Source organism: Streptomyces sp. NPDC006529, from assembly GCF_040611795.1.
Classification (GTDB): Bacteria; Actinomycetota; Actinomycetes; order Streptomycetales; family Streptomycetaceae; genus Streptomyces.
The window spans coordinates 1-1,388 of sequence record NZ_JBEXPB010000129.1 but is presented as its reverse complement, the minus strand read 5'-3'; the positions used below and the strand labels follow the sequence as shown (position 1 = coordinate 1,388).

Sequence of the window (1,388 nt, the reverse complement as noted above, 5' to 3'; positions counted from 1 at the left end):
TGGCTCATGTTGGCCAGGAACTCGGACTTGTACTTCGAGGCCAGCGACAACTGCTGCGCGCGGTCCTCCAGTTCCTGCCGTGCCTGCTCGATCTCCAGGTTCTTGGCCTCGATGTCCCGGTTCTGGCTGGCGAGCAGGGCCGCCTTCTCCTCCAGTTCCGCGTTCGAGCGCTGCAACTCGTCCTGCTGGAACTGGAGTTCCTCCGAGCGGGCTTGCAACTCGCCGGTCAGCCGCTGCGATTCGCCCAGCAGTTCGTCGGTGCGCGCGTTGGCGACGATGGTGTTGACGTTGACGCCGATGGTCTCCATCAACTGGCCGAGGAAGTCCCGGTGGACGGGGGTGAAGGCGCCGAAGGACGCCAGCTCGATCACTCCGAGGACCTGGTCGTCCACGACGATCGGCAGCACCACCAGGCTCCCGGGCGTGGTCTGCCCGAGCCCCGAGGAGATGATGTAGTTCCCCGGCACCTGGTCGGCCGCGATCGTCCGGCGGCTGCGGGCCGCCTGCCCCACGAGGGACTCGCCCAGCGCGAACCGGATGCCCTCCACCGCGGCGGCCGGGCGCCCGTAGGAGCCGACGAGGGTGAGCACGGTGGTGTCCGCCGTGTCCTCGGCGAGGTAGAAGGCGCCGTACTGCGCGTCGACGAGCGGGGTGAGTTCGTCCATCACGAGTTCGGCGACGACCGCGAGGTCGCGGTGGCCCTGCATCAGACCGGAGATCCGCGCCAGGTTGGACTTGAGCCAGTCCTGTTCCTGGTTGGCGCGGGTGGTCTCGCGCAGCGAGCCGACCATCGAGTTGATGTTGTCCTTGAGTTCGGCGACCTCGCCGGAGGCGTCCACGGTGATCGACCTCGTCAGGTCGCCCTCGGCCACCGCGCTCGCGACCTCGGCGATCGCCCGGACCTGCCGGGTCAGGTTTCCGGCCAGCTCGTTGACGTTCTCCGTCAGCCGCTTCCAGGTGCCCTCGACGCCCTCGACCTCGGCCTGGCCGCCGAGCCGTCCCTCGCTGCCCACCTCGCGCGCCACGCGCGTCACCTCGGCCGCGAAGGACGACAGCTGGTCGACCATCGTGTTGATCGTGGTCTTCAGCTCCAGGATTTCGCCCCGCGCGTCGACATCGATCTTCTTCGACAGGTCGCCGTTGGCGACCGCCGTGGTGACCAGCGCGATGTTGCGGACCTGACCCGTCAGGTTGTTCGCCATCGAGTTGACGTTGTCGGTCAGGTCCTTCCACGTCCCCGCCACGTGCGGCACGCGCGCCTGACCGCCGAGGATGCCCTCGGTGCCGACCTCGCGGGCGACGCGGGTGACCTCGTCGGCGAAGGCGGACAGCGTGTCCACCATCGTGTTGATGACCCCGGCGAGCGCGGCGACCTCGCCCTTCGCCTC

At 68.7% G+C, this 1,388-nt stretch carries 1 protein-coding gene; it reads right to left on the bottom strand.

The window, feature by feature from the left end:
- The coding region (locus tag ABZY31_RS31225) for a HAMP domain-containing protein (protein WP_356417063.1) at positions 1 to 1,388 on the bottom strand (1,388 nt) is incomplete at both ends.